Consider the following 24,949-nt stretch of genomic DNA (forward strand, 5'->3'; position numbering starts at 1 on the left):
GCGGCCGCCGCGCCGAAGGCACTGCCCGCGGCGGTCGCGGCTTCAGGCGCGACGCAGCTGCTCGATCTCGCGCCGGATCTCGGGCGGGAAACCCTGTCGGCCGCCGCGGCGGTCGAGCAGCAGGTCGTCGAGCAGTGCGCCGCGGCGCGCCGGGTCGCGCCAGACCTCGGCCAGCGCGTTGGCCACGCGCGGGAAGCGCTCGCACAGTTCGCGCGGGCGCAGCGACGGCGGCAGCGACAGCACCCAGTCGATGGCGCCGCCGCTGAGCGCGCGGTCGGTGGCCTGCGGCTTGCGGCGGCGCTGCTCCCAGTAGCCGGGCGCGAGCGTCGGCAGGCGCTCGACACCCGGCGGCAACTCGTCGAGCGCCGCGCGTGCGGTCGACAGGTCGGTCGGCTCGAAGTCAATGCTGCCCGGGTCGCGCGACGCCGGGTCGTGGGGGCCGCGGTGCATGGCGGTCTGGTTCTGGATCAGGTGCGCGCAGATTACGCCCGCGCGGTGCGCGCGACAGTGACGGATTTCACGCCCGCGCGGCACCCCCACCGGGTCGCGGGGGCCGTGCGCCGCCCCTGCACAATGCGTGCTGCGCCGCATCACCCGGGGGCCCCGCCGCCCGCGGGCGGGCGCACCCGCCGATCCCCCCGCCCATGCCCCGCGCCGAACCCGGTTACCGATGACCGCCCGCCCGCCCCCCGACGAACCCGTCGTCGCGCGCCTTCGCAACGGCGTGCACGTCGTGCACCTGCCCACGCCGCAGCGCGCCACCGCGTGCGCCAGCGTGTTCGTGCGCAGCGGCAGCGCGCACGAGCCGCGCACGCTCAACGGCATCGGCCACTTCATCGAGCACATGGCCTTCAAGGGCACGACCACGCGCGACGCGCGACGCATCAACCTCGACGCCGAGCGCCTCGGTGCCGAGGTGCTGGCGCACACCGACAAGGACCACACCGCGTTCCAGATGCGCGGGCTGGCCGAGCACGCGCTCGACTTCGTGCGCATGCTCGCCGACATCGTGCGCCGCCCGACCTTCCCCGCCGACGAGCTCGAGCGCGAGCGGCAGGTGCTGCTGCACGAGTTCGCCGAGGTCGACGACGACCCGATGGACACCGCGTACCGGCTGTTCGACCATGCCTGCTTCGGCCTGCACCCGGCCGCGCAGCCGGTGATCGGCACGCGCGCGCACATCGAGCGCATCACGCGCGCCGACCTGCTCGGCTACGTGCAGCGCCAGTACAGCGGCGCCAACGTGGTGGTCGGCGTCGCCGCCGACGCCGACCCCGCCGCGGTGCTGCGCGCCGTCGACGCGGCCTTCGGCGACATGGCCGAGGGCGCGGCGCACACCGTCGCGGCGACCCCCTACCGCGGCGACGTGCGCACCCGCGCGCTGTCGGGCAGCAACCAGGCGCATCTGCTGATCGGCGGCGCGCTGCCGCCGCTGGCTGCCGACGACGCCACCGGCACCGTGGCCGCCGCGGTGCTCGGCGAGGGCATGAGCTCGCCGCTGCTGCTGCGCGTGCGCGAGCAGCGCGCGCTGGCCTACCACGCGACCTGCGCCGCCGACGTGCTCGATGTCTGCGGCCAGTTCGTCGTCGAGGCGTCGACCGCGCCCGAGGGGCTCGACGACTGCGCGCGCGAGGTCGCCGCGCTGCTGCACGCGCACGCCCGCCGCGTCGACCCGGTGGACCTGGAGCGCGCGCAGCGCCAGCTGCGCGTGCGCCGCCTGCGCGCCGCCGAGAAGCCGCTGCAGCGGCTCGAGGACGCCGCGCTCGACCTGTTCAGCTTCGGCCGCGTGCGCACGCTCGACGAGCAGCTCGAGCGGCTCGACGCGGTCGGCGCCGACGCGGTGCGCGCGCAGTTCGAACGGCTGATCGCCGACGGGCTGTCGGCCGTCGCGGTCGGGCACGTCGGGCGCGCCGCCGGCGAGCGCCTGCGCAACGCCTTGAAGGGATGAACGCCGACGACGCGCACGAGCTGTCGCGGCTGCGCATGGCGCTGCTGGTCATCGGCGCCGGCGTGTGCGCGGCGCTGCACGTGGGCAAGCTGCCGCCGGCGGTGGCCGCGCTGCAGCAGGCGCTGGGGCTGTCGCTGGTGCAGGCCGGCTTCGCGGTGTCGCTGGTTCAGCTGGCCGGCATGGCGCTGGGCGTGGCCTTCGGCGCGCTCGCCGACGGGCTGGGGCTGCGGCGCAGCATGCTGCTCGGGCTGGCGCTGCTCGCGCTGGCCAGCGTGCTCGGCGGCGTCGCGCCCGGCGTGGGCGTGCTGCTGGCCACGCGCGCGCTCGAAGGGCTGGGCTTCCTGCTGGTCGTGCTGCCGGCGCCGGGGCTGGTGCGCCGCCTGGTGCCGCCGCAGCGCGTGAGCCTGGTGCTCGGCCTGTGGGGCGCCTACATGCCGCTGGCCACCGCGCTGGCGCTGCTCGCCGGGCCACCGTGGATCGCCGCGTTCGGCTGGCGCAGCTGGTGGTGGCTGCTGGGCGCGGTCGCCGCCGCGGCCGCGATCGCGCTGGCGCGCGGCGTGCCGGCGTCGGTGGACGCGATCGGCGCAGCCGGCGCGCCGGCCGCGTCGCCCACGCCATGGGCGGCACGGCTGGCGCACACGCTCGGCGCACGCGGGCCGTGGCTGGTGGCGGTGGCGTTCGCGATGTACTCGGGCCAGTGGCTGGCGGTGATCGGCTTCCTGCCGACGATCTACACCGCCGCCGGCGTGTCGGGTGCGGCCACCGGGGCGCTCAGCGCGCTGGTCGCCGCGGTGAACATGGCCGGCAACATCGCGGCCGGGCGGCTGCTGCACCGCGGCGTGCGCCAGCCGCGGCTGCTGGCCGTCGGCTACGTCGCGATGGCGCTGGCGGCCGTGCTCGCCTTCGCGGGCGGCGACGGCGCCGCACCGGCGTGGCTGCGCTACGCCGCGCTGCTGGCGTTCTCGATGCTCGGCGGCATGATCCCGGCCACGCTGTTCTCGCTGGCGGTGCGGCTGGCGCCGGGTGAGCACACGCTGTCGACCACCGTCGGCTGGGTGCAGCAGTGGTCGTCGTTCGGCCAGTTCGCCGGGCCGCCGCTGGTGGCCTGGGTCGCCAGCCGCGCCGGCGGCTGGCACTGGACCTGGGTCGCCACGGGCGCGTGCTCGCTGGCCGGGCTGGTGCTGACCGCGGCGATCGCGCGCACGCTGCGCCAGCGCGCGGCGGCGCGATCCGCGGGCGTATCGTTGCCGCCGCGCCGACCATGACCTCCCCGCTGCGCACCCCCGAGCGCACCGACGCGTTCGCCACGCTCAACGACGAGCAGCGCGCCGCGGTCGCCCACGGGCACGGCGCCGCGCCGGCGCCGCCGCTGCTGGTGATCGCCGGCGCCGGCACCGGCAAGACGACGACGCTGGCCGCACGCGTCGCGCGGCTGGTGTGCGAAGGCGCCGACCCGCAGCGGCTGCTGCTGCTGACCTTTTCGCGCCGCGCCGCGCAGCAGATGGAGCAGCGCGCCGGCCAGCTGCTGCACGCGGCGCTGGGGCTGCGCGCCACGCAGGCCGCGCCGCGCCTGCCGTGGGCCGGCACGTTCCACGGCGTGGCCGCGCGGCTGCTGCGCGAGCACGCGGCCGCGCTCGGGCTGGGCGGGGACTTCGACATCCTCGACCGCGCCGACGCCGAGGACCTGATGGGCTGGGTGCGCCAGGCGCAGGGGCTGGCGGCCACGCGCACGCGCTTCCCGCTCAAGGGCACCTGCCTGGCGATCTGGTCGCGCGTGGTCAACGCGCGCGCCCCGGTGGCCCAGGTGGTGGCCGACGCCTTCCCCTGGTGCCTGGGCTGGGAGGACGAGCTCGACCGGCTGCTGCGGGCCTACCTGCGCGAGAAGCAGCAGCAGCAGGTGCTCGACTACGACGACCTGCTGCTGTACTGGCACCGGCTGATGGCCGAGCCGGCCGCCGCCGCCGCGGTGGGCGCGCGCTTCGACCACGTGCTGGTCGACGAGTACCAGGACACCAACCGCCTGCAGGCCGAGATCCTGCTCGCACTCAAGCCCGACGGGCGCGGCCTGACGGTGGTCGGCGACGACGCGCAGGCCATCTACGCGTTCCGCGCCGCGCGCGTGCGCAACATCCTCGACTTTGCGGCGCAGTTCGCGCCGCCGGCGCGCACCGTGGTGCTCGAGCGCAACTACCGCTCGACGCAGCCGCTGCTCGACGCGTCGAACGCGGTCATCGCGCAGGCCGCCGAGCGCTTCACGAAGCAGCTGCGCAGCGACCGCGCCGGCGAACGCCCGCAGCTCGTCGCGGTGGCCGACGAGGTCGCGCAGGCGCGCTGGGTGGCCGACCGCGTGCTCGAACGCCGCGAGGGCGGGCTGGCGCTGCGCCGTCAGGCGGTGCTGTTCCGCGCCGCGTCGCACAGCGCGGTGCTCGAGCTGGAGCTGGCGCGCCGCGACATCCCGTTCGTCAAGTTCGGCGGCCTGCGCTTCCTCGAGGCCGCGCACGTGAAGGACCTGCTCGCTGCGCTGCGCTGGGCGCACAACCCGCGCCACCGGCTGGCGGGCTGGCGCGTCGCGCTGCTGCTGCCCGGGCTCGGGCCGGCGGCAGCGCGCCGGCTGCTCGACGCGATGCACGACGGCGACGACCCGCTGCAGGCGATGCACGCGTTCGCGCCGCCGCGCGCCGCCGCCGCCGACTGGGCCGACTGGCTGCGCACGGCGCAGGCGCTGCGCGACGCCGCCTGGCCCGACGCGGTCGACATCGCGCTGCGCTGGTACGAGCCGCACCTGCAGCGCCTGCACGACGACGCCGCGGTGCGCCGGCGCGACCTGGTGCAGCTGGCGCAGATCGCCGCCGGCTACGCCAGCCGCGAGCGTTTCCTGGCCGAGCTCGCGCTCGACCCGCCCGAGGCCACCAGCGACGACGCCGGCGCGCCGCACCTCGACGACGACTACCTCGTGCTGTCGACGATGCACTCGGCCAAAGGGCAGGAGTGGACCGCCGTCTACCTGCTCAACGCGGTCGACGGCTGCATCCCGTCGGACATGGCCACCGGCAGCGCCGCCGAGATCGACGAGGAGCGCCGCCTGCTGTACGTGGCGATGACACGCGCCAAGCAGCACCTGGCGCTGCTCGTGCCGCAGCGCTTCCACGTCACGCAGCAGTCGCGCACCGGCGACCGGCACGTGTACGGCGGCCTCACGCGTTTCGTCACGCCCGAGGTGGCGGCGCTGTTCGACGCGGTGCGCGTCGAGGCGGGCGCCGACGACGCGGCAGGCATCGCGCTGCCGCCGGTGGACCTGATGGCGCGCGTGCGCGACGCGTTCTGACGGCGCGCGGCGGGCTCGGAACCGCAGGTTCTGAGCACATGACGAATGCGTATTTCCGTCGCGCGGCCGCGGCGCCTACAGTGAACTGCAGGAGCCGCACATGCCCGAAGCCGCCGTCATGGTCACCGTCCACAGCGCCGTCGCCCCGCTCGCGCGCGCCGCCGCCGCGCCGCAGGGCACGCTCGACGACGACGGCTTCTTGCGCGACCCGCGCACGTGGACCCGCGCGCTGGCCGAACGGCTGGCGGCGCAGGCCGGCATCGGCGTGCTCGGCGCCGCGCACTGGCGCGTCATCGACCTGGTGCGCAGGCGCTTCTTCGCCGTCGGCGCGCTGCCGGTGATGCGCCTCGTGTGCCGCGCCGCCGGGCTCGACCCGCGCCAGGGGCATGCGCTGTTCGGCAGCTGCGTCACGCTGTGGCGCATCGCCGGGCTGCCGCACCCCGGCGACGAGGCGCTGGCCTACATGCACTGAGGCCGGGCCGCGTCGCGGCTCAGGCCGCCGCGGCCGGCGACAGCGCGGCCAGGAAGTGGCAGGTGCTGCCGCCGATCACGAACAGGTGCCACACGAAGTGCGCGTAGCGCACGCGATGGTCGAGCAGGAAGAACACCGCGCCGGCCGTGTACGCTGCACCGCCGGCGACGATCAGCGCCAGCGCCTGCGTGGACAGGCGTTCGAGCATCGGGTCGATCGCCACCAGCGCCATCCAGCCGAGCGCCACGTACAGCCCGGTCGACCACAGCGGGTGCCTGAGCCGGTCGAGCACCTTCGCCGCCATGCCCACCGCGGCCAGCGTCCACACCGCGGCGAACAGCGACCAGCCCCAGACCCCGCGCAGCGGCCCGAGCACGAACGGCGTGTAGCTGCCGGCGATGAACAGGAAGATCGCCGCGTGGTCGAGGCGGTTGAAGCGCCGCTTCCAGCGCCCCTGCGGCAGCGCGTGGTACACGGTGGAGACGAGGTAAAGCAGCATCATCGTCACCGCGAACACCACCGCCCCGGTGACCGACGCCGCCGGCCCCTGGCGCGACGCGAACACCACCAGCACCGGCAACGACGCCACCGCCAGCGCGAGGCCCAGCCCGTGGCTGAGCGCGTTGGCCACCTCCTCGCGCAGGGTCTGTTCGCGTGCATGCATCGGCACCATTGTCGGGCAGCAACGCGACGGAGCCCCGGCGGGTAGAATGCGCGACGTGCCGCACGACCAGCGTCGACGCCTCGGCGGCACCTCCCGGCCGGCGGCGCCAGCGGCGCCAAGCCCTGCGGCCCAGCGGCCTGCATCGAAGGTCTGACCCGCCGCCCGCCGGTCGGCGCGCGCGAGCACCGCTTCACCTCCCCCGCGGGCCGGCCGCCCGCGCGAACGCGGCAACGCGTCGCACCGCCCCCGTCGGCTCGCCGGCGGGCCCCTTCGTCACCCGTTCCAACCCGGTTTGCACTGCCAGCGCGCAGCAGGCCCGCCGTGGCCGCGCGCCGATTCATGACCACGATCCACGAAAAGACCTTCTCGGTGGGCAAGTACCTTGTCTCGCCGCTCACCCGACTCACCGACGCCGGCAGCTACGCGCCTTCGGTGTCGATCCGCAGCGGCCGCGGCAGCGGCACGCACGACCGCGTGCTGCGCTTCGTCGCGCGCTTCGACACCCGCGAGGGCGCGCACCGCTACGCCGTCGCGCAGGGCCTGCACTGGCTCGGCCAGGCCGCCTGAGGCCGCGTCGCCCGTCCACCGCGTTCACCCATCCACTCCCTACGAGGACCCACCCCATGGCCAAGGAAGAACTGATCGAAATGCAAGGCAAGGTCGACGAGGTGCTGCCCGACTCGCGCTACCGCGTGACGCTGGAGAACGGCCACACGCTGGTGGCGTACACGTCGGGGCGCATGCGCAAGCACCACATCCGCATCCTCGCCGGCGACCGCGTCGCGCTCGAGCTGTCGCCCTACGACCTCAGCAAGGGCCGCATCACGTTCCGCCACCTCGAAGCGCGCGCCGGCGGCGCGCCGCGCCCGCCGCGGCGGTTCTGAGCGCCCCCGGGGCCGGCCTGCACCCGGCCCGCCCCGTGCCGCAGCCACCGGCGGCGGCGGCGCCCCCTCCCCGCCGCCCCGCCGCGCGCCGCGTTCAGTAGCGCACCGGCTCGACGTGACGCGGGTCGTCGTGCAGCGCCCAGTAGCCCTGCTGCAGGCGCTGCGACACCGGCCCGAACACGCCGCGCGGGCGCCCGCCCACCGGCACCCCGTCGAGCGTGGCCACCGGGATCACGCCGCCGCCGGTGCTGGTGAGGAAGATCTCGTCGGCGCGCCGGAACTCGTCCAGCGGCAGCGCGCGCAGCTGCACGTCGCAGCCGGCGTCGCGCGCCAGCTCGATCGCGGTGCGCCGCGACACGCCCTCGAGCACGCCGGCGTCGGCGCTCACCACGCGCGGCCGCGCGCCGTCGGCGTACACCGCGAACACGTTGAAGCCCGGCCCCTCGGTGACGCGGCCGTCGCCGTCGAGCAGCACCACCGTCTCGGCGCCGCGGTCGTAGGCCTCGTACAGCCCCATCACGAAGTCGAGCCAGTGGTAGTTCTTGACGCGCGGGTCGACGCTGTCGGCCGGGATGCGCCGGCGGCTGCCCACCACCAGGTCGATGCCCTCGCGCTGGCGCTCGGGCGTGGCGATCCACACGAACGGAATCGCGAACGCCATGAAGCGGTTGCTGCAGCTGCGCGGGTCGCGTGACCCGGGCGCGGGGCGGCCGCGCGTGCACAACACCTCGACGTAGGCGTCGCGCAGCCCGGCGCGGCGCACGCACTCGTGCATCACCGCGCGCATCGTCGCGCGGTCGACGCCGGGGTCCAGCCGCAGCGCGGCCAGGCTGGCCTCGAAGCGGTCGAGGTGGTCGTCGAGGCGGAAGAAGCGACCCTGCCAGACGTGCGCGACGTCGTAGGTGGCGTCGGAGTGCAGGAAGCCCCAGTCGAAGATCGAGATCTTCGCGTCCTCGGGGGCGACGTACCGGCCGTCGACGTAGGCGCAACCCTGCATCGGCGCGATGTTACGCGGGCCATCGCACGCGCCGCCCCCGATGGCCCGCCGTGGCAGCGGCGCAGTGGCTCTCTTGGCGGATGACCCGCCGCGCCGCGGCGCGCACGATGACGGCCATCGGAAAGACCGCGGGACGCACCCCCGTCGCCACCCCCGCGGCCCCACCCCGACACCCCGGCCCTGCCGGCGCCGCGGCGCCGCCGGCGCAGCCTTGCCCGAACGCGACCGCACCCCACCCGAGGAGCCCCACCATGAACCCCGCCCACACCACCGACGTGCCCGACACCGAGCCGCACCGCATCGCCGCCGACACCTGGCTGATCCCCAACCTGGCGCCGGCCGGCGACGGCCTGTACCTGCCTGCGAACTCGATGGTCATCCGCGGCCGCGAGCCGGTGATCGTCGACACCGGCGCGCCGGTGCACCGCGAGCAGTGGCTCGACAAGGTGTTCTCCGTCGTCGAGCCCGAGGACGTGCGCTGGATCTTCCTGTCGCACGACGACGGCGACCACACCGGCGGCCTGTTCGACGCGCTCGAGCGCTGCCCCCGCGCCACGCTGGTGACCAACTTCTTCAGCGTCGAGCGCCTGGCGCTGGAAAAACCCGCGCTGCCGCTGCACCGCATGCGCTGGATCGAGCCGGGCGGCAGCTTCGACGCCGGCGACCGCGTGCTGCACCTGTTCCGCCCGCCGATCTTCGACGGCCCGACGACGCGCGGCCTGTTCGACCCGAAGTCGCAGGCGATGTGGATCGTCGACACCTTCGCGTGCCTGACGCCCGGCTCGCTCGACGCCGCCGACCTGCACGACGACGTGCTGGCGCAGATGCCGGCGATGAACAGCGCCGTGTCGCCGTGGCACGCGTGGCTGGACCGCGCCACCTACACGCGCCACGTCGACGCCGTCGAGGCGCTCGGTGCGCGCACCGTGGCGTCGGCGCACGGCCCGGTGCTGCGCGGCCGGCAGCTCGACGACGCGTTCGACCGCGTGCGCGGGCTGGCCGGCGCGCCGATCATCCCGACGCCAGGGCAGGAACTGCTCGACACGCTGATCGGCACGACGCTGCTCGAGGCCACGGCCTGAGGCCGGGCCTGCCGGGCCGCCGGCGCTGGCCGCGGGCCCGTGCGCAGCGCCGCACCGTGAACGGCCGCTGAACGGCCGCTTCACGGTGCGTACAACCACCGCGGCGCACAGTGGCGGCACGGTCGATGTCGACCGCGCTTCGCACCAGGAGAGCACCATGAACCCGACCCTGCTTCGCGCCACGCTGGCCACGCTGGCCCTCGCCGCGACCACGGCCTTCGCCGGCGACCACCACGAGCGTTCGCACGACCGGCGCGGCGACGACCGCGACCACGCGGCGATGCAGACCGTGCCCCACGCCGCCGCTGCCGGCGAGCCCGGCCACGGCTGGCAGTACTTCAGCGACCGCGGCCACGCACGCGCCGTGGTGATCAGCCCCGAAGGCGACTACTACTACAGCCGCGGCAAGGGGCTGCGGCAGGTGGTGAGCGCGGGGCACTAGCCCGTCGACCCGCGTTCCTCGGCGCGCTGAACCGGCGCGGCGGCCCGGCGCGCCCGCGGGCGCGCCGCGGGCGCCGCCGCCGGCCCGCTAAGCTGCGGGCCATGCAAAGACGCGACCTGGCCGAACTGCTGCTGCTCAGCGTGCTGTGGGGTTCGGCCTACCTGTTCATGCGCGCGGCGGTGCCGGCGTTCGGGCCGGCGCCGCTGATCGCGCTGCGCATGGGCATCGCGGCGGCGCTGCTGCTGCCGCTGCTGGGCTGGCGCGGCGGGCTGGGGCAGCTGCGCGCGCACCCGCGGCAGCTGCTGGTGCTGGCCGTGCCGTTCACCGCGCTGCCGTTCCTGATGCTCGGCTTCGCGGCGCAGCACCTGACGGCCGGGCTGCTGGCGGTGCTGAACGCCACGGCGCCGCTGTTCGCCGCGCTGCTGGCGCACTTCGTCTACCGCGAGCGGCTGGGCCGCTGGCGCGGCGCCGGGCTGCTGATCGGCTTCGGCGGCGTGGCGCTGCTCACCGCCGGCAGCGTGGCGCTGCGATCGACGCTGGGCCTGGTGGCGGTGGCCGCCGTGCTGCTGACCTCGGCGCTGTGGGCGCTGGGCGCCAACTACGCGCGCCGGCGGCTGGGCGGCATGGACAACGTGGCGCTGACCGTCGGCAGCCTGGCCCTGGCCGCGCTGGCGCTGGCGCCGCTGGCCGCGGCCACCTGGCCGGCCACGCCGCCGCCGCTGCGCGCGTGGCTCGAGGTGGGCTTCCTGGGCGTGGGCAGCTCGGCGCTGGGCTTCCTGCTGTACTACCGGCTGCTGCGCCGCGTCGGCCCGGTGCGCGCGATGTCGGTGACCTTCCTGAACCCCGTCGTCGCGCTGGCCGCCGGTGCGCTGTACCTGGGCGAGGCCGTCAGCCTGCAGACCCTGGCCGGCGCCGCGGTGGTGCTGGCCGGCACGGCGTTGTCGCTGGGGTTGTGGCCGGGGCGGGTGGGGGAAGCGGTGGTCGAGGCGGCGCCGGTGGCGCCCGAGGGGAGCCGGGCGGGGGGTGGGCGCGAGCGGCCGTGAGGAAAGCCCGAGGTCGACCTGCGAAGCACGCCCAATGAGGCGCCAGTAGGCCGAAGTGACCTCTTCCATGGACCCGAATGGTCGCGAGACGCACTACTTGAGGTTACCCTGGCGGCACTGCGGTGCTGTATGACCTCGCCGACCCGGGTTACGATGCTGGGACTCGCGTTAATCGGGAGTAAGAAAACAGCCTGTCAGATGAGCGCAGGGTCCTCGGCGCACAAGATGTGCCCACCCTGCCACTCGTCTTCGATCGTCCCTGAAAGCGTCAGCGGGCCAGGAGTCGACGTACCAACTTGTTCACGAGTCCGATCTCGTGAACGCGACACTCCCAGACAGTCTCGACGAACCAACCCAGGCGCCGCAAGTCACGGCGTTTCTTCGCGTCGCGGCGCTTGTTATCGGCGATCTTCTTCTCCCAGTAGTCGCTATTCGTCTTCGACTTGATCGAGCCATGTGGGCAGCGATGCCCGTGCCAGAAGCAACCATGTACGAAGACGACGCTGCGGCGCCTCGGCAAGACAATGTCCGGCGTTCCCGGCAACGTCTTGACGTGCAATCGATAGCGCAAGCCTGCCGCATGGAGGTGTCGTCTTACTGCGATCTCAGGCGCCGTATCCTTTCGCCCGACTGATCGCATCAAGCGGCTATGAGGCAACGGGGAGGGAACTGACATGAGGGGACCAGCGATTCTGGCGAGAACGATGAGCGTCGCGAGTGCCCGCGGCCAGGGCGCATCTTGGCAATATCACTCCCGCAGCGACAACCATTCGAAGGTTGCTTGCTGGACGCTGCTGTTCGACCTCCTCATCGAGTGCGACGCACTGCGCCATGCGGCTGAGCGCGGGCGCATCGGGTTCGGCATCAACCATGTCATGGTAGGACAGATCAATAAGACGCTGGATCTGGTGGTGTCGATCGTCCCGCCGGAACGATCAGTAGCGCGCCGACGCACGTTCCGCGACATCGCGGGCGAACTCAGAGTCGTGCTCGACAACGATGATGTCCAGAGGTTGGACGATCTTCCCGTGATCGTTGAGGACCACAGAACCGACGTATCTGAAGTGGCCATTGCGCTGGAAGCCAAGGCATGCATGACTGAGCATGTGAAGTCACTCCCGCGCCTGCACGCCGAAATTCTGGCGACTGGCTACCTAGCTCGTAAGGCCTCACCGCGAAGCATTACCGTTTCCTACTCGCTGGTGAACGCCGCAAGAGAGTTCGTCACACCGAGCGCCAGCGCATCCAGAATCAACCGCCACAGGCAACCGGACGACACTCGGCGAGTGATTGACATGATTCGCAATGCCGTACCCACGTTCAGCGACGCACGTGACTATGGCTACGACGTGGTGGGTATTACCGTTGTGGAGTGTCGTAACGACGGGTCACCGGTCCGCGTGATCGATGATCCAACGACTGCGCCAGCGCGCACCGACCGGACACACTACGAGCGGATGGTCCGCAGCATTTGCTCCGAATTCCGCGGACGCTTCCCGCGCTGATCAGAGAGAAACCAAGTCCAGTTCGACCTGAGCTGGACTTGGGACGTCGGCCAAAGAACCGCCAACTGCAGTCAGGTGACGCTCGACCGCGTCGATGAAGCCTGGCTCGAAACGCAACCTTGCGCGTCGAGTCCGTCCAAGGAACCCCGCTGTCGCCTTTGCGCTGAGCAGTACCGGCTCGTCAAAACGCAAGAAGTCCGCCAGCGGAGGCGGCCGGCGCCCGACTGGATCCACACCGATGTCGACGGCAAATCGTTTTCGCCCATCGAAGCGTGCGGCGCGGGGCGCCTTTCCGATCGCGGGGAACAGTCGATCTCGATTGCCGGCGTATCGGCCTGGTGTCGTCAGGCGATGTCCGATCCATTCAGCTACTGGAGCGCTTACGGCGCTCCCCACAAGCCCCCAGCGGGCCGACGGTGGGGCGACAGACTGCGCTGGATCCGTCCAATCCGGCTCGAATCCTTGAAGCTGCTCACCCGCACGGATCCCCAACTTCAAAATGCGTCCATCGGGCATGAGCACTGCCGGTGGCGAGGCGATTCCAATGGTGCTGCCGTTCTTCAATGTCGGAACAGCATCAACGGCCCACCCCAAACCACCGAGACCCTCCGTCCAATAGAAGCCGTGGGCCCGCGCGCCAAGGGCCGTCTTGGGCCTTTCGACGGCTACATCGTCGACCAACAGAACATCCGCCGGGTCCAGCACACGCGACGCAACCAGAAAGACGCGTTCTCGGCGCTGCGCCAAGCCAAAGCCCCAGCTATCGACAACTCGGTAGGCCCAACGATAGCCGCGCCTTTCGAACTCGGCGACGATGGAGCGTATCGCGCTACCTCCGTCGAGCTGAAGCATGAAGGGCACGTTCTCAACGACGACGGTGGGCACACGTCGGCGGGAAAGCAGCCTAAAGACTTCAGCAACCAGCCCGGAGCGGTCACCGCCAATCCCCGCCGTCCGTCCCGCCTGGCTCAAGTCTTGGCAGGGGAAGCCCGCGCAGACCAACTCCACGGATGCGGGCAACGAGCGCAATCGCTTGATGTCATCGCGGTACTCGACGCTTGGAAAGCGAGCCCTCAACACTGCCTCCGAGGTGGGCAGCACGTCGCAGACGAGTTCCGTTACGTGACCGGCGCGGTGCAGTCCAAGTTCAAAGCCCCCTATGCCTGCAAACAGTCCGGCGACTCTCATATGTACATTTATACAGTATTCAGAAGTTGACGGTCAATACAAGGTTGGGCGCCGCGTCGAAGATCGTCACACGTCGATATTCGCCGCCCTCAGCGCATTCGTCTCGATGAAGTCGCGCCGCGGCTCGACCTCGTCGCCCATCAGCATCGTGAACACGCGGTCGGCCTCGATGGCGTCGTCGATCTGCACGCGCAGCAGGCGGCGCACGGCGGGGTCCATCGTGGTCTCCCACAGCTGCCCGGGGTTCATCTCGCCCAGGCCCTTGTAGCGCTGGCGCGCCACGCTGGACTCGGCCTGCTGCATCAGCCAGGCCATCGCGGCGCGGAAGTCGTCGACCTTCTGCTCCTTGCGCCGCTCGCCCTCGCCGCGGCGCACCACGGCGCCGGCGCCCAGCAGGCCCTTGAACGTCAGGCCGGCCTGGCTCAGCGCCTCGTAGTCGGCGCCGTGCACGAAGTCGGCGGTGATCACGCTGGCCTTCACGTTGCCGTGGTGGCGCCGGCTGACGCGCAGCTGGTGCTTGTCGGTGCGCGCGTCGACTTCGGCGGCCACCTCGGCGTCGTGCAGCGCGGCCTGCAGCGCGGCGGCGCTGGCCTCGGCGTCGGCGGCGGTGTCCAGGTTCAGCGTCAGGCCGTCGGCGATGGCGCGCAGCGCCTCGACGTCCATCCAGTTGGCCAGGCGGCCGATCACGTTGTTGGCCACCACGTAGCGGCGCGCCAGGTCTTCCAGCGCGCTGCCGCCGATCTCGGGGCGGCCGTCGCCGGGGTCCACCGCGGCGCCTTCCAGCGCCACCTTCAGCAGGTACGCGTCGAGCTCGTGGGCGTCCTTCAGGTACTGCTCGGTCTTGCCGTGCTTGACCTTGTACAGCGGCGGCTGCGCGATGTAGATGTGCCCGCGCTCGACCAGCTCGGGCATCTGGCGGTAGAAGAAGGTCAGCAGCAGGGTGCGGATGTGGGCGCCGTCGACGTCGGCGTCGGTCATGATGATGATGCGGTGGTAGCGCAGCTTGTCGGGGTTGAAGTCGTCCCCGCCCATGCCCTTGCCGATGCCGGTGCCCAGCGCGGCGATCAGCGTCAGGATCTCGTTGCTGGTCAGCAGCTTCTCGTAGCGCGCCTTCTCGACGTTGAGGATCTTGCCGCGCAGCGGCAGGATCGCCTGGAACTTGCGGTCGCGGCCCTGCTTGGCGCTGCCGCCGGCGCTGTCACCCTCGACGATGTAGATCTCGCACAGCGCCGGGTCCTTCTCCTGGCAGTCGGCGAGCTTGCCGGGCAGGCCCAGCCCGTCGAGCACGCCCTTGCGGCGCGTCATCTCGCGCGCCTTGCGCGCCGCCTCGCGCGCCTTCGCGGCCTCGACGATCTTGCCGCACACGATCTTCGCGTCGGTGGGGTTCTCGAGCAGCCACTCGCCCAGCTTGCCGGCCACCACCTCCTCCACCGGGCCGCGCACCTCGCTGCTGACCAGCTTGTCCTTGGTCTGGCTGCTGAACTTGGGCTCGGGCACCTTCACGCTGATCACGCAGGCCAGGCCCTCGCGCATGTCGTCGCCGCTGATCTCGACCTTGGCCTTCTTGGCCAGCTCGTTGTCGTCGATGTACTTGTTGATCACGCGCGTCATCGCCGCGCGCAGGCCGGTGAGGTGCGTGCCGCCGTCGCGCTGCGGGATGTTGTTGGTGAAGCACAGCACGCTCTCGCTGTAGCCGTCGTTCCACTGCATCGCCACTTCGACGCCGATGTCGGTGTTCTGCTCGCTCATCTTGCTGCCCACGGCGTGGAAGATGTTCGGGTGCAGCACCTTCTTGCCGGCGTTGATGAACTCGACGAAGCCCTTCACGCCACCGGCGTAGGCGAAGTTGTCCTCCTTCTGCGTGCGCTCGTCGACCAGGCGGATCTTCACGCCGTTGTTCAGGAAGCTCAGCTCGCGCAGCCGCTTGGCGAGGATGTCGTAGTGGAAGTCGGCGTTGCTCTGGAAGATCTCGTCGTCGGGCAGGAAGTGCACCTCGGTGCCGCGCTTCTCGGTGTCGCCGATGACCTTCATCGGGCTGACCTCGAAGCCGCCGCGCTGCTCGATGACGCGGTCCTGCGGCACGCCCCGGCGGAACTCCAGGTAGTGCACCTTGCCGTCGCGGCGCACCGTCAGGCGCAGCCACTTGGAGAGCGCGTTGACGCAGCTCACGCCCACGCCGTGCAGGCCGCCCGAGACCTTGTAGCTGTTCTGGTTGAACTTGCCGCCGGCGTGCAGCTCGGTGAGGGCGATCTCGGCCGCCGAGCGCTTGGGCTCGTGCTTGTCGTCCATCTTCACGCCGGTGGGGATGCCGCGGCCGTTGTCGATGACGCTGATGCTGTTGTCGCTGTGGATGGTGACGATGATGTCGTCGCAGTGGCCGGCCAGCGCCTCGTCGATGCTGTTGTCGACCACCTCGAACACCAGGTGGTGCAGCCCGGTGCCGTCGGACGTGTCGCCGATGTACATGCCCGGGCGCTTGCGCACCGCCTCCAGCCCTTCGAGGATCTGGATGCTGGCTTCGCCGTAGCCGGTATCGACGGGTTTCGGATTGGGACTCTGGGCGTCGGTCATGAGGAGTATTCCGATGGCCGCGCAGCGGCCCGGGCGTCAATCTGGCGGGAACCCCCGCTTGGCGGGGGGCAGGGGGTGCCCAAGGAACGGCAGCATGCCGATCGCATCTGAGCCGCTGCGCGGCTCAGATGCGCATCGGCATCACGACGTACTTGAAGCCGGCGCGCTCGGGCACGGTGATCAGCGCGCTGGCGTTGGCGTCCTGCAACTCGACCTTGACCATCTCGGCGTCGATGTTGGCCAGCGCGTCGATCAGGTAGGTCACGTTGAAGCCGATCTCGATCGCGTCGCCGCCGTAGTCGATCTCGAGCTCCTCCTTGGCCTCCTCCTGCTCGGCGTTGCTCGACGCGATGCGCAGCACGCCGGGCTCGACGTTCAGGCGCACGCCCTTGAACTTCTCGCTGGTCAGGATGGCCGCGCGCTGCAGGCTGGCCAGCAGCGGCGCGCGGCCCAGCGTGACCGCGTTCTTGTGGTTCTTCGGGATCACGCGGTTGTAGTCGGGGAACTTGCCCTCGACCAGCTTGGTGACGAACTCCATGCCCGAGAACTGGAACTTGGCCTGGTTGTTGGCGAAGCGCATCTCGATGGGCGTGTCCTCGTCGCGCAGCAGGCGCTGCAGTTCGAGCACGGTCTTGCGCGGCAGGATCACCTCCTGCTTGGGGATCTCGCCGTCGAGCGTGGCCTGCGCCAGCGCGAGGCGGTGGCCGTCGGTGGCCACCAGCGTCAGCGCCCTGCCCTCGGCGACGAACAGGATGCCGTTGAGGTAGTAGCGGATGTCGTGCACCGCCATCGCGAAGTGCACCTGGTTGATCAGCCCCTTCAGCGTGGCCTGCGGCACCGAGAACGCGGGCCCGAAGTCGGCCGACTCGTTGACCAGCGGGAAGTCGTCGGCCGGCAGTGTCTGCAGCGTGAAGCGGCTCTTGCCGCCCTGCAACGTGAGCTTGCTCTGGTTCGACGACAGCGACACCGTCTGGTCGCCCGGCAGCGAGCGCAGGATGTCGATCAGCTTGCGCGCGCCCACCGTGGTGGCGAAGCTGCCGGCGTCGCCGCCGAGTTCGGCGCGCGTGCGCACCTGGATCTCGAGGTCGCTGGTGGTGAACTCGATCGTCGGGCCGTCCTTGCGCAGCAGCACGTTGGCCAGGATCGGCAGCGTGTGGCGCCGCTCGACGATGCCTGCGACCGCCTGCAGCGCCGCGAGCAGTTGTTCCTGGGGCGCTTTCAAGACAATCATGTCTTCCTCTGAATCTGGTGGTTCTAGTAGAGCCCGGCGGGCGCTGTGGGCAACGCCATTTTCGCTTGTTCCGACAAGGTCTTAGGCTGGCGCGAACCCTGTGCGGCGGGGGCCTGGTTGGCGCGCGTCGAAGCGACAACAACTTCGGCTCGCGCGCTGTGCCTGTGGATGACCTGCCGGTTGTTCCTTGTTTGTCCCCAGCCTTCGCCGGGCTCCCTCAGCCCTTGAGCGTCTGCTCCAGCACGTGCAGGTGCTGGTTCAGTTCGGTGTTCTTCTGCCGCTCGCCGCCGATCTTGCGCACCGCGTGCAGCACGGTGGTGTGGTCGCGTCCGCCGAAGCTGTCGCCGATCTCGGGCAGGCTCTTCTGCGTCATCTCCTTGGCCAGGTACATCGCGATCTGGCGTGGCCGCGCGATGCTGGCCGGGCGCTTCTTGCTGTACATGTCGGCGACCTTGATCTTGTAGAAGTCGGCCACTGTCTTCTGGATGTTCTCGATCGAGATCTGGCGGTTCTGGATCGACAGCAGGTCCTTCAGCGCCTCGCGCGCGAGCGCGATGTTGACGTCCTTCTGGCTGAAGCGCGAGTAGGCCAGCACCTTGCGCAGCGCGCCCTCGAGCTCGCGCACGTTGGCGCGCACGTTCTTGGCGATGAAGAAGGCCACGTCCTCGGGCATCTCGGCGCCCTCGGCGAGCGACTTCCTGATCAGGATGGCCACGCGCATCTCGAGCTCGGGCGGCTCGATGGCCACCGTCAGCCCGGCGTCGAAGCGGCTGGTCAGCCGCTCGTCGATGTCGACCAGCCCCTTGGGGTAGGTGTCGCTGGTCATGATGATGTGCGCGCGCTTGGCCAGCAGCGCCTCGAAGGCGTTGAAGAACTCCTCCTGGGTGCGCTCCTTGCCGGCGAAGAACTGCACGTCGTCGATCAGCAGCAGGTCCAGCGAGTGGTACTTGGCCTTCAGTTCGTCGAAGGTCTTGCGCTGGTAGTTCTTGACGACGTCGCTGATGAACTGCTCGGCGTGCAGGTACAGCACGCGCGCGTTCGGACGGTCCTTCAGCAGCGCGTTGCCCACGGCGTGGATCAGGTGCGTCTTGCCCAGCCCGACGCCGCCGTAGATGAACAGCGGGTTGTACATCTGCCCCGGCGCGCCGGCCACGTGCAGCGCGGCGGTGCGCGCCATCTGGTTGGCGCGGCCGGCGACCAGGGTGTCGAAGGTCAGCGCGGCATTCAGCCGGTGCGGCGGCAGCGCCGCCACCTGCATCGACGGTGGCGCGCCGACCTGCAGCGGCAGCGCCGCGGCCGGCGCGCCGGAGGCGCCTGCGGGCCGGGGCGCGCGCTCGGGCGCCGGCGCTGCGGCGGCGCTGCGTGCCAGCAGCCCTAGTTCGAGCTGCACCGGCTTGCCGGCGATCTCGCTGAGCACGCCCTCGATGCGCGCGCCGTACTGCGAACGGATCCAGTCGAGCTTGAAGCGGTTGGGCACGCTGACGCTGGCCACGGCCTTGTCGCCGCGGTCGCTGATCTCGGCCGGCGGCAGCGGGCGGATCCAGGTGTTGAACTGCTGCTCGGGCAGTTCGGCAGCCAGACGCTCGCAACCGCGCTGCCAGAGATCGACGTGGGATTCGGTGTCCAAGACAGGGCGCTTCGTTGTGGAGAACTGGGTCGGCGAGCGCGCGGATTGTAGTCGCGACGAAACCGCGCGAGCGCGGTTATCCACAGTTGGCGGACCCGGGTCAAACCCCGATTCAGGTCGGCCTTGGCGCACCGTGGTTTGACCGTCGTCGGCGTTTTTGCTGTAATGCGCGGTTTCCCGAAGGCGGCCGGAAGGGTTCGTTGCGGCCGCGGCCGGGTGGTCCCGGGGGGGCGTCGACGCGCGCCCGGGAGCATCCGAAGGCGACCGGGCGGCCCCGGGGCACGCGCCAGGCGTGCCCAGGCGGGTACGCGACCGGCCGGCCGGCCGGCGAGGGCAGGCATTCCGCAGCGAAGGATCGAGAACATGAAACGCACCTACCAACCGTCGAAGATCCGCCGTGCGCGCACGCACGGCTTCCTCGTGCGCATGAAGACGCGTGGCGGCCGCAAGGTCATCAACGCGCGTCGCGCCAAGGGCCGCAAGCGCATCGCGCTGTAACACCCGCGGCGCGCCGCATGCTCGCGCGCCTCGTCCACAGTGCCGACTTCCAGCGCGTGCTCGCGACCGCACCGCGTGCGCGAAGTGCTCACTTCGCCGCACATCACCTGCCGGCATGGCCGATGGGCGGGCGCGACGCCGCGACAGAGCCCACGGCGACGAAGTTGTCCACAGGTCTGTCTGAACAATTCGACGCATCTGTGGACAACCGCCGTCCGTCGGACCACTGGGTGGGCTTCGTGATCCCGAAGCGCCTGGCGCGCCGTTCGGTGACGCGCCAGTTGATCAAGCGCCAGATGCGCGAAGCGCTGCGCCGGCACCTGACCCGCCTGCCGGGCGGGTTGTGGGTGCTGCGGCTGCGCGCCGGCTTCGACCGCGCGCAGTTCCGCTCGGCGGGGTCGGGCGCGCTGCGTGGCGCGGCGCGCGTCGAGCTCGACGCGCTGCTCGCCGCGGCGGCGCGCCGCCAAGGCTAGACCGCCGACGATGTCGCCGCGTCACTGGCCACGCCAAGTGCTGGTCGCGCTCGTGCGCGGCTACCGGCTGCTGCTCAGCCCGTGGCTGGGCAGTTCGTGCCGCTTCGAGCCGACCTGCTCGGCGTACGCGCTCGAGGCGCTGCAGCGCCACGGCGCCGCGGCCGGCACCTACCTGAGCGCGGCGCGCATCCTGCGCTGCCACCCCTGGTGCGCCGGCGGCTGCGACCCGGTGCCCGACGTGCCGCCGCGGCTGTTCCGCCACCTGCAGTCCCCCGAATTCCGAAAGACGCCATGACGGATATCCGCCGCACCCTGCTGTGGGTGGTGTTCACGATGTCGCTCGTCCTGCTGTGGGACGCGTGGAACAAGCACACCGGCCAGCCGTCGATCTTCGGCGGCGCGCCGCCGCGTCCGGCGGTGACCGCCTCGGCGCCCGAGGGCGGGGCCGCTTCGGCGCCGGGCGTGCCGGCGCCGGCGGCCACGTCGCCCGCGGCATCGCCCGCCGCCGCGCCGGCGGCAGCCGGCGCGCTGCCGGGCGCGGGCGCGGCGGCGCAGGCGAGCGAGCGCGTCGAAGTGACCACCGACCGGATCAAGGCCACGTTCGACACCAAGGGCGGCGACCTGGTGCGCCTGGAACTGCTGGCGCACCGCGACCAGGTCGAACCGTCGCGCAACGTCGTGCTGTTCGACCAGAGCAGCCAGCGCGTGTACCTGGCGCAGACCGGCATGATCAGCGCGCGCGCCGGCGCCGCGCTGCCGAACCACCTGACGCCGATGACGCTGGTGTCGGGCGAGCGCGAACTGGCCGCGGGCCGCGACAAGCTCGAACTGCGCTTCGAGACGCCCGACGCGGGCGGCAGCAAGCTGGTGAAGACCTACACGCTCGAGCGCGGCAAGTACACGCTGGGCGTGCGCCACGAGCTGCTCAACACCTCGGACGCGCCGATCGAGCCGCAGCTGTACCTGCAACTGGTGCGCGACGGCAACAAGCCGCCGGGCGAGTCGTCGCTGTACTTCACGTTCACCGGGCCGGCGCTGTACACCGACGCGAACAAGTTCCAGAAGATCGACTTCGGCGACATCGCCAAGGGTGCCAAGCACGACCGCGGTGCCGACGACGGCTGGATCGCGATGGTGCAGCACTACTTCGCGTCGGCCTGGCTCGTGCCGCCGGGGCAGGCGCGCGAGTTCCGCACCGCGAAGATCGGCGACAACCTGTACTCGATCGCGATGGTGCTGCCGCTGGGCGAGGTCGCGCCGGGCCAGAGCAAGGTGCACGAGGCGACGCTGTTCGCCGGCCCGCAGGAGGAGCGCGAGCTGGCCGCGCTGGCGCCGGGGCTGGACCTGGTGAAGGACTACGGCTGGTTCACGATCCTGTCCAAGCCGCTGTTCTGGCTGCTGTACGAACTCAACGCGCTGATCGGCAACTGGGGCTGGGCGATCGTCGCGCTGGTGGTGCTGCTGAAGATCGCGTTCTACTGGCTCAACGCCAGCGCCTACCGCAGCATGGCGAAGATGAAGGCCGTGAACCCGCGCGTGATGGCAATGCGCGAGCGGCTGAAGGACAAGCCGCAGCTGATGCAGCAGGAGATGATGAAGCTGTACCGCGAGGAGAAGGTCAACCCGCTCGGCGGGTGCCTGCCGATCCTGGTGCAGATGCCGTTCTTCATCGCGCTGTACTGGGTGCTGCTGTCGAGCGTGGAGATGCGCAACGCGCCGTGGATCGGCTGGATCCGCGACCTGTCGGCGATCGACCCGTACTTCATCCTGCCGCTGCTGATGACCGCGTCGACGCTGTTCCAGACCTGGCTGAACCCGACGCCGCCCGACCCGGTGCAGGCGAAGATGATGTGGATCATGCCGCTGATGTTCAGCGTGATGTTCTTCTTCTTCCCCGCCGGGCTGGTGCTGTACTGGCTGACGAACAACATCCTGTCGATCGCACAGCAGTGGTGGATCAACAAGCGCCTGGGCGTGATGAAGTGATCGCCGCCGCGCGGCGCCGCTGAGACGAAGCCCCGCCCGCGCGGGGCTTCGTGCTTTTCGGCACGCCATGCCCGGGTCGGGGGGTGCAACGCGGCGCTGCGCCTGCCGACAATGGGGCTGCGGGGCAGACCCGGCAATCGCCGGCTCGGGAGCGGCAGCCAGCGGCGGCACACGCCGCCCGCGCTCCCCCCGCGCCACACACCCCCCGGCATCGGCGGCGCGACAATGCGCCGCCGATGCTGCCGCGCCTTTCGGACCCGATCGTCGCCATCGCCACCGCGCCGGGCCGCGGCGCGGTGGGCATCGTGCGCGTGTCAGGGCGCGACCTCGCGCCGCTGATCGACGCGCTGTGCGCGCGCTCGCTGCGAGCGCGCCACGCGCACCACGGCCCGTTCCTCGACACGCGCGGCCACCCGATCGACCAGGGTCTGGCGCTGCACTTCCCGGCGCCGGCCAGCTACACCGGCGAGGACGTGCTCGAGCTGCAGGCGCACGGCGGTCCGGTGGTGCTGCAGCTGCTGCTGGCGCGCTGCCTGGAGGCTGCCGCCGAGACGGACCCCGCCACCGGCCGCGAAAGGCTGCCGGGGCTGCGCGTGGCCCAACCGGGCGAATTCACGCAGCGCGCGTTCCTCAACGGCAAGCTCGACCTGGCGCAGGCCGAGGCGGTGGCCGATCTGATCGACGCCAGCACCGAGGCGGCGGCGCGCTCGGCAGGCGAGTCGCTGGCCGGCGCGTTGTCGCGCGAGGTCGAGACGCTGCGCGAGCGCATCGTGCAGTTGCGCATGCTGGTCGAGGCGACGCTGGACTTCCCGGAGGAGGACATCGACTTCCTGCGCCAGGCCGACGCCGACGGTCAGCTGCGCGCGATCGACGACGCGCTGGCCGGCGTGCTCGACCGCGCGCAGCAGGGCGCGCTGCTGCGCGAGGGCATCAAGGTGGTGCTGGCGGGGCAGCCGAACGTGGGCAAGAGCTCGCTGCTCAACGCGCTGGCCGGCGCCGAACTGGCGATCGTTACGCCGATCCCGGGCACGACGCGCGACAAGGTGAGCCAGACGATCCAGATCGAGGGCGTGCCGCTGCACGTGATCGACACCGCCGGGCTGCGCGGCGACGCGCAGGTGGCCGACGAGGTCGAGCGCATCGGCGTGGCGCGCAGCTGGCAGGCCATCGCCGAGGCCGACGCGGTGCTGTTCCTGCACGACCTGACGCGCCGCGGCGAGCCCGCCTACGACGCCGCCGAGGCCGAGATCGCTGCGCGGCTGGGGCTCGGCGACGCGCAGGCTGCGCCGCGCGTGCTGCACGTGTACAACAAGGTCGACGCGGCGCGCGCGCCGGCGCTGCCGGCCGACGCGGTCGTGCTGTCGGCACGGCGCGGCGACGGGCTCGACGCGCTGCGCCGCGCGCTGCTCGAGCGCGTGGGCTGGCACGCGGTGCCCGAGGGGCGTTTCATCGCGCGCGCGCGCCACGTGCACGCGCTGCGCCGCACCGCGGCGCACCTGGCGCGCGCCGGCGAGCACCTGCGCAGCGCCGACCCGGCGCTGGACCTGTTCGCCGAGGAACTGCGGCTGGCGCACGAGGCGCTGGGCGAGATCACCGGGCGCATGACCGCCGACGAACTGCTCGGGGAGATCTTCAGCCGGTTCTGCATAGGCAAGTGAACCACCGCGCCGCCGTTAGCATCGCGCAAACGCAGGAGTGACGATGAATCGAACGGGCCGAGGATGGTCGGGATGGTGCGCGGTGATAGCGGCGGCAGCGTTGCTGGGCGGCTGCGGCATCACCGGCTTCGAGTGGATCAACCGCCAGCCGGCACAGGAGCTCGCGCGGCAGGCACAGCCCGAGGGCACGCTGTACAGCGGCTGGCGCGTGTTCCAGCAGCGTTGCGCCGCCTGCCACGGCGCCCCCGCCACCGGCGGCGAGCGCGCGCCCGACCTGCTGCCGCGCGTGCGCGAACTCGGGCCGCAACGTTTCGTCGACCTGGTGCTGCGCCGCTACGACTGGGACCTGCCCGGCGGCGCGCGCGACACGCGCGCCGACGAGGTGCTGACGCGCGCGAAGGGCGCGGTGTCGATGCCGGCGTGGCAGGGCGAGCCGGTGGTCAGCGCGCACATCATGGACCTGTACGCCTACCTGTCGGCGCGCGCCGAAGGCCGGCAGGGGCCGGGGCGGCCGGCGCCGTAGCCGGCGTGCGCGGCGCCCGCGCCGCGGCGTTCAGTGCCCGGCGAAGTCGACCAGCGTGAACACCGCCAGCCCGGCCTCGCGCAGCCGGCGCGAGCCGCCGAGTTCGGGCAGGTCGACGATCGCGGCGCCTTCGACGACCTGCGCGCCGAGCCGCTCGAGCAGGCGCTTGCCCGCGCCCATCGTGCCGCCGGTGGCGATCAGGTCGTCGATCAGCACGACGCGGTCGCCGGGTTTCACGGCGTCGGTGTGCATCTCGACGGTGGCGTTGCCGTACTCGAGCTCGTAGGTCTCGGCGACGGTGTCGAACGGCAGCTTGCCCTTCTTTCGGATCGGCACGAAGCCGACGTTCAGCTCGTAGGCGAGCACCGAGCCGATGATGAAGCCGCGCGCGTCGAGCCCGGCGACGGCGTCCGGGCGGGCGTCGAAGTAGCGGTGCACGAACTGGTCGATGAGCACGCGGAACACGCGCGGGCTCGACAGCAGCGGCGTGATGTCGCGGAACATCACGCCCGGCTCGGGCCAGTCGGGCACCGTGCGGATCGTGCGCTTGATCAGTTCGAGCGGCTCCATCGCGGGGGCGATGATAGGGCCCGCGCCGACGCCGGCTTCAACCCGGGTTGAGCCGCCCGAGCACCGACGCGCGCGGGCCGTCGCCGCGCAGCAGCAGGCCCTCGGCCGACGCGGTCGAGGTGCCGGCGAGGTCCGACAGCACGAACTGGTGCGTGACCCAGACCTCGAGCCGCCCCGCCGGCAGCGCGGCCAGCGCGGCGCGCAATTCGCCCAGCCGCCGCGCGGGTGGCCTCGTCGGCCTGACGCGGCGACGCCAGCGCAT

26 protein-coding genes are annotated in these 24,949 nt (G+C 71.7%); 17 read left to right on the forward strand and 9 right to left on the reverse strand.

The window, feature by feature from the left end:
- Positions 1–42: 42 nt before the first annotated feature.
- Entirely contained in the window at positions 43–450 is a 408-nt protein-coding gene (locus PKC53_RS05205) for a hypothetical protein (RefSeq protein ID WP_324427020.1), read from the reverse strand.
- A 220-nt stretch (positions 451–670) separates the two neighbouring features.
- On the opposite strand from PKC53_RS05205, the gene PKC53_RS05210 reads away from it, so the two are divergent.
- The 4 genes from PKC53_RS05210 to PKC53_RS05225 all read left to right on the forward strand — a co-directional run bounded on the left by PKC53_RS05210 (position 671) and on the right by PKC53_RS05225 (position 5,745).
- The gene (locus PKC53_RS05210; RefSeq protein WP_324427022.1) at positions 671–1,948 is read left to right on the forward strand and encodes a pitrilysin family protein; all 1,278 of its coding nucleotides are present in this window, start codon (positions 671–673) and stop codon (positions 1,946–1,948) included.
- Complete coding sequence (locus tag PKC53_RS05215) at positions 1,945–3,213, forward strand: MFS transporter (protein WP_324427024.1); 1,269 nt, start codon at positions 1,945–1,947, stop codon at positions 3,211–3,213. Before PKC53_RS05210 ends, PKC53_RS05215 begins: the two co-directional genes overlap by 4 nt.
- Positions 3,210–5,273 (forward strand): ATP-dependent helicase, encoded by a 2,064-nt coding sequence (locus PKC53_RS05220; protein WP_324427026.1) that lies wholly within the window; start codon positions 3,210–3,212, stop codon positions 5,271–5,273. The genes PKC53_RS05215 and PKC53_RS05220 overlap by 4 nt, the downstream gene beginning before the upstream one ends.
- Positions 5,274–5,373: 100 nt before the next feature.
- Positions 5,374–5,745 carry a TusE/DsrC/DsvC family sulfur relay protein gene (locus PKC53_RS05225; RefSeq protein WP_324427028.1) on the forward strand — a complete coding sequence of 124 codons (372 nt, stop codon included), beginning with the start codon at positions 5,374–5,376 and terminating at the stop codon, positions 5,743–5,745.
- Positions 5,746–5,764: 19 nt separating this feature from the next.
- On the opposite strand, the gene PKC53_RS05230 is transcribed toward PKC53_RS05225, so the two are convergent.
- Entirely contained in the window at positions 5,765–6,418 is a 654-nt protein-coding gene (locus PKC53_RS05230) for a hemolysin III family protein (protein WP_324427030.1), read from the reverse strand.
- Positions 6,419–6,748: 330 nt separating this feature from the next.
- Here PKC53_RS05230 and PKC53_RS05235 point away from each other — a divergent pair, with 330 nt between their 5' ends.
- Positions 6,749–6,976 carry a hypothetical protein gene (locus PKC53_RS05235; protein WP_324427032.1) on the forward strand — a complete coding sequence of 76 codons (228 nt, stop codon included), beginning with the start codon at positions 6,749–6,751 and terminating at the stop codon, positions 6,974–6,976.
- Positions 6,977–7,032: 56 nt separating this feature from the next.
- Positions 7,033–7,293 carry a translation initiation factor IF-1 gene (gene infA, locus PKC53_RS05240; protein WP_324427034.1) on the forward strand — a complete coding sequence of 87 codons (261 nt, stop codon included), beginning with the start codon at positions 7,033–7,035 and terminating at the stop codon, positions 7,291–7,293.
- A 94-nt stretch (positions 7,294–7,387) separates the two neighbouring features.
- Here infA and PKC53_RS05245 read toward each other — a convergent pair whose 3' ends face one another.
- Complete coding sequence (locus PKC53_RS05245) at positions 7,388–8,290, reverse strand: aminotransferase class IV (RefSeq protein ID WP_324427036.1); 903 nt, start codon at positions 8,288–8,290, stop codon at positions 7,388–7,390.
- 251 nt (positions 8,291–8,541) lie between these two features.
- On the opposite strand from PKC53_RS05245, the gene PKC53_RS05250 reads away from it, so the two are divergent.
- The 3 genes from PKC53_RS05250 (at position 8,542) to PKC53_RS05260 (ending at position 10,857) form a co-directional block, all read left to right on the forward strand.
- Positions 8,542–9,372 carry an MBL fold metallo-hydrolase gene (locus PKC53_RS05250; protein ID WP_324427038.1) on the forward strand — a complete coding sequence of 277 codons (831 nt, stop codon included), beginning with the start codon at positions 8,542–8,544 and terminating at the stop codon, positions 9,370–9,372.
- A gap of 157 nt (positions 9,373–9,529) precedes the next feature.
- Positions 9,530–9,814 carry a hypothetical protein gene (locus PKC53_RS05255; protein WP_324427040.1) on the forward strand — a complete coding sequence of 95 codons (285 nt, stop codon included), beginning with the start codon at positions 9,530–9,532 and terminating at the stop codon, positions 9,812–9,814.
- Between the two features lie 101 nt (positions 9,815–9,915).
- Entirely contained in the window at positions 9,916–10,857 is a 942-nt protein-coding gene (locus tag PKC53_RS05260) for a DMT family transporter (RefSeq protein ID WP_324427042.1), read from the forward strand.
- Positions 10,858–11,125: 268 nt separating this feature from the next.
- Here the strand turns inward: PKC53_RS05260 and PKC53_RS05265 are convergent, their stop codons facing one another.
- The gene (locus PKC53_RS05265; RefSeq protein ID WP_324427045.1) at positions 11,126–11,533 is read right to left on the reverse strand and encodes a very short patch repair endonuclease; all 408 of its coding nucleotides are present in this window, start codon (positions 11,531–11,533) and stop codon (positions 11,126–11,128) included.
- Between PKC53_RS05265 and PKC53_RS05270 the strand changes: the two genes are divergently transcribed.
- Complete coding sequence (locus tag PKC53_RS05270) at positions 11,532–12,362, forward strand: hypothetical protein (RefSeq protein ID WP_324427047.1); 831 nt, start codon at positions 11,532–11,534, stop codon at positions 12,360–12,362. The two genes, PKC53_RS05265 and PKC53_RS05270, sit on opposite strands and share 2 nt — an antisense overlap.
- Positions 12,363–12,437: 75 nt before the next feature.
- On the forward strand, positions 12,438–13,580 hold the full coding sequence (locus PKC53_RS05275) for a hypothetical protein (protein WP_324427049.1): 1,143 nt from the start codon (positions 12,438–12,440) through the stop codon (positions 13,578–13,580).
- 36 nt (positions 13,581–13,616) lie between these two features.
- Here PKC53_RS05275 and gyrB read toward each other — a convergent pair whose 3' ends face one another.
- The 3 genes from gyrB to dnaA all read right to left on the reverse strand — a co-directional run bounded on the left by gyrB (position 13,617) and on the right by dnaA (position 18,979).
- Positions 13,617–16,121 carry a DNA topoisomerase (ATP-hydrolyzing) subunit B gene (gyrB, locus tag PKC53_RS05280; protein WP_324427052.1) on the reverse strand — a complete coding sequence of 835 codons (2,505 nt, stop codon included), beginning with the start codon at positions 16,119–16,121 and terminating at the stop codon, positions 13,617–13,619.
- A gap of 124 nt (positions 16,122–16,245) precedes the next feature.
- Positions 16,246–17,352 (reverse strand): DNA polymerase III subunit beta, encoded by a 1,107-nt coding sequence (gene dnaN / locus PKC53_RS05285; RefSeq protein WP_324427054.1) that lies wholly within the window; start codon positions 17,350–17,352, stop codon positions 16,246–16,248.
- A 217-nt stretch (positions 17,353–17,569) separates the two neighbouring features.
- Positions 17,570–18,979, reverse strand: coding sequence for a chromosomal replication initiator protein DnaA (gene dnaA / locus PKC53_RS05290; RefSeq protein WP_324427057.1), 1,410 nt, complete (start codon positions 18,977–18,979; stop codon positions 17,570–17,572).
- Positions 18,980–19,342: 363 nt separating this feature from the next.
- Here dnaA and rpmH point away from each other — a divergent pair, with 363 nt between their 5' ends.
- The 6 genes from rpmH to PKC53_RS05320 all read left to right on the forward strand — a co-directional run bounded on the left by rpmH (position 19,343) and on the right by PKC53_RS05320 (position 24,117).
- Entirely contained in the window at positions 19,343–19,477 is a 135-nt protein-coding gene (rpmH, locus tag PKC53_RS05295; RefSeq protein WP_324427059.1) for a 50S ribosomal protein L34, read from the forward strand.
- A 17-nt stretch (positions 19,478–19,494) separates the two neighbouring features.
- Complete coding sequence (locus PKC53_RS05300) at positions 19,495–19,950, forward strand: ribonuclease P protein component (RefSeq protein WP_324427061.1); 456 nt, start codon at positions 19,495–19,497, stop codon at positions 19,948–19,950.
- Positions 19,951–19,960: 10 nt separating this feature from the next.
- Entirely contained in the window at positions 19,961–20,245 is a 285-nt protein-coding gene (yidD, locus tag PKC53_RS05305; RefSeq protein WP_324427062.1) for a membrane protein insertion efficiency factor YidD, read from the forward strand.
- The gene (gene yidC / locus PKC53_RS05310; RefSeq protein WP_324427063.1) at positions 20,242–21,936 is read left to right on the forward strand and encodes a membrane protein insertase YidC; all 1,695 of its coding nucleotides are present in this window, start codon (positions 20,242–20,244) and stop codon (positions 21,934–21,936) included. Before yidD ends, yidC begins: the two co-directional genes overlap by 4 nt.
- 236 nt (positions 21,937–22,172) lie before the next feature.
- Positions 22,173–23,594 (forward strand): tRNA uridine-5-carboxymethylaminomethyl(34) synthesis GTPase MnmE, encoded by a 1,422-nt coding sequence (gene mnmE / locus PKC53_RS05315; protein WP_324427064.1) that lies wholly within the window; start codon positions 22,173–22,175, stop codon positions 23,592–23,594.
- Positions 23,595–23,637: 43 nt separating this feature from the next.
- Positions 23,638–24,117, forward strand: coding sequence for a cytochrome c (locus tag PKC53_RS05320; RefSeq protein ID WP_324427065.1), 480 nt, complete (start codon positions 23,638–23,640; stop codon positions 24,115–24,117).
- 30 nt (positions 24,118–24,147) lie between these two features.
- On the opposite strand, the gene PKC53_RS05325 is transcribed toward PKC53_RS05320, so the two are convergent.
- Together PKC53_RS05325 and PKC53_RS05330 are read right to left on the reverse strand one after the other, a co-directional pair.
- Complete coding sequence (locus PKC53_RS05325; RefSeq protein WP_324427066.1) at positions 24,148–24,687, reverse strand: adenine phosphoribosyltransferase; 540 nt, start codon at positions 24,685–24,687, stop codon at positions 24,148–24,150.
- Between the two features lie 37 nt (positions 24,688–24,724).
- Complete coding sequence (locus PKC53_RS05330) at positions 24,725–24,892, reverse strand: hypothetical protein (RefSeq protein WP_324427088.1); 168 nt, start codon at positions 24,890–24,892, stop codon at positions 24,725–24,727.
- Positions 24,893–24,949: the final 57 nt, after the last annotated feature.

It is taken from the genome of Azohydromonas sp. (assembly GCF_035325925.1).
Taxonomy (GTDB): domain Bacteria; phylum Pseudomonadota; class Gammaproteobacteria; order Burkholderiales; family Burkholderiaceae_C; genus Calidifontimicrobium.

Coding starts and splice junctions, on each gene's coding strand:
- PKC53_RS05205 (WP_324427020.1), bottom strand. CDS start 450: ATGCACCGCGGCCCCCACGACCCGGCGTCGCGCGACCCGGGCAGCATT.
- PKC53_RS05210 (WP_324427022.1), top strand. CDS start 671: ATGACCGCCCGCCCGCCCCCCGACGAACCCGTCGTCGCGCGCCTTCGC.
- PKC53_RS05215 (WP_324427024.1), top strand. CDS start 1,945: ATGAACGCCGACGACGCGCACGAGCTGTCGCGGCTGCGCATGGCGCTG.
- PKC53_RS05220 (WP_324427026.1), top strand. CDS start 3,210: ATGACCTCCCCGCTGCGCACCCCCGAGCGCACCGACGCGTTCGCCACG.
- PKC53_RS05225 (WP_324427028.1), top strand. CDS start 5,374: ATGCCCGAAGCCGCCGTCATGGTCACCGTCCACAGCGCCGTCGCCCCG.
- PKC53_RS05230 (WP_324427030.1), bottom strand. CDS start 6,418: ATGGTGCCGATGCATGCACGCGAACAGACCCTGCGCGAGGAGGTGGCC.
- PKC53_RS05235 (WP_324427032.1), top strand. CDS start 6,749: ATGACCACGATCCACGAAAAGACCTTCTCGGTGGGCAAGTACCTTGTC.
- infA (WP_324427034.1), top strand. CDS start 7,033: ATGGCCAAGGAAGAACTGATCGAAATGCAAGGCAAGGTCGACGAGGTG.
- PKC53_RS05245 (WP_324427036.1), bottom strand. CDS start 8,290: ATGCAGGGTTGCGCCTACGTCGACGGCCGGTACGTCGCCCCCGAGGAC.
- PKC53_RS05250 (WP_324427038.1), top strand. CDS start 8,542: ATGAACCCCGCCCACACCACCGACGTGCCCGACACCGAGCCGCACCGC.
- PKC53_RS05255 (WP_324427040.1), top strand. CDS start 9,530: ATGAACCCGACCCTGCTTCGCGCCACGCTGGCCACGCTGGCCCTCGCC.
- PKC53_RS05260 (WP_324427042.1), top strand. CDS start 9,916: ATGCAAAGACGCGACCTGGCCGAACTGCTGCTGCTCAGCGTGCTGTGG.
- PKC53_RS05270 (WP_324427047.1), top strand. CDS start 11,532: ATGAGGGGACCAGCGATTCTGGCGAGAACGATGAGCGTCGCGAGTGCC.
- PKC53_RS05265 (WP_324427045.1), bottom strand. CDS start 11,533: ATGTCAGTTCCCTCCCCGTTGCCTCATAGCCGCTTGATGCGATCAGTC.
- gyrB (WP_324427052.1), bottom strand. CDS start 16,121: ATGACCGACGCCCAGAGTCCCAATCCGAAACCCGTCGATACCGGCTAC.
- dnaN (WP_324427054.1), bottom strand. CDS start 17,352: ATGATTGTCTTGAAAGCGCCCCAGGAACAACTGCTCGCGGCGCTGCAG.
- rpmH (WP_324427059.1), top strand. CDS start 19,343: ATGAAACGCACCTACCAACCGTCGAAGATCCGCCGTGCGCGCACGCAC.
- PKC53_RS05300 (WP_324427061.1), top strand. CDS start 19,495: ATGCTCGCGCGCCTCGTCCACAGTGCCGACTTCCAGCGCGTGCTCGCG.
- yidD (WP_324427062.1), top strand. CDS start 19,961: ATGTCGCCGCGTCACTGGCCACGCCAAGTGCTGGTCGCGCTCGTGCGC.
- yidC (WP_324427063.1), top strand. CDS start 20,242: ATGACGGATATCCGCCGCACCCTGCTGTGGGTGGTGTTCACGATGTCG.
- mnmE (WP_324427064.1), top strand. CDS start 22,173: ATGCTGCCGCGCCTTTCGGACCCGATCGTCGCCATCGCCACCGCGCCG.
- PKC53_RS05320 (WP_324427065.1), top strand. CDS start 23,638: ATGAATCGAACGGGCCGAGGATGGTCGGGATGGTGCGCGGTGATAGCG.
- PKC53_RS05325 (WP_324427066.1), bottom strand. CDS start 24,687: ATGGAGCCGCTCGAACTGATCAAGCGCACGATCCGCACGGTGCCCGAC.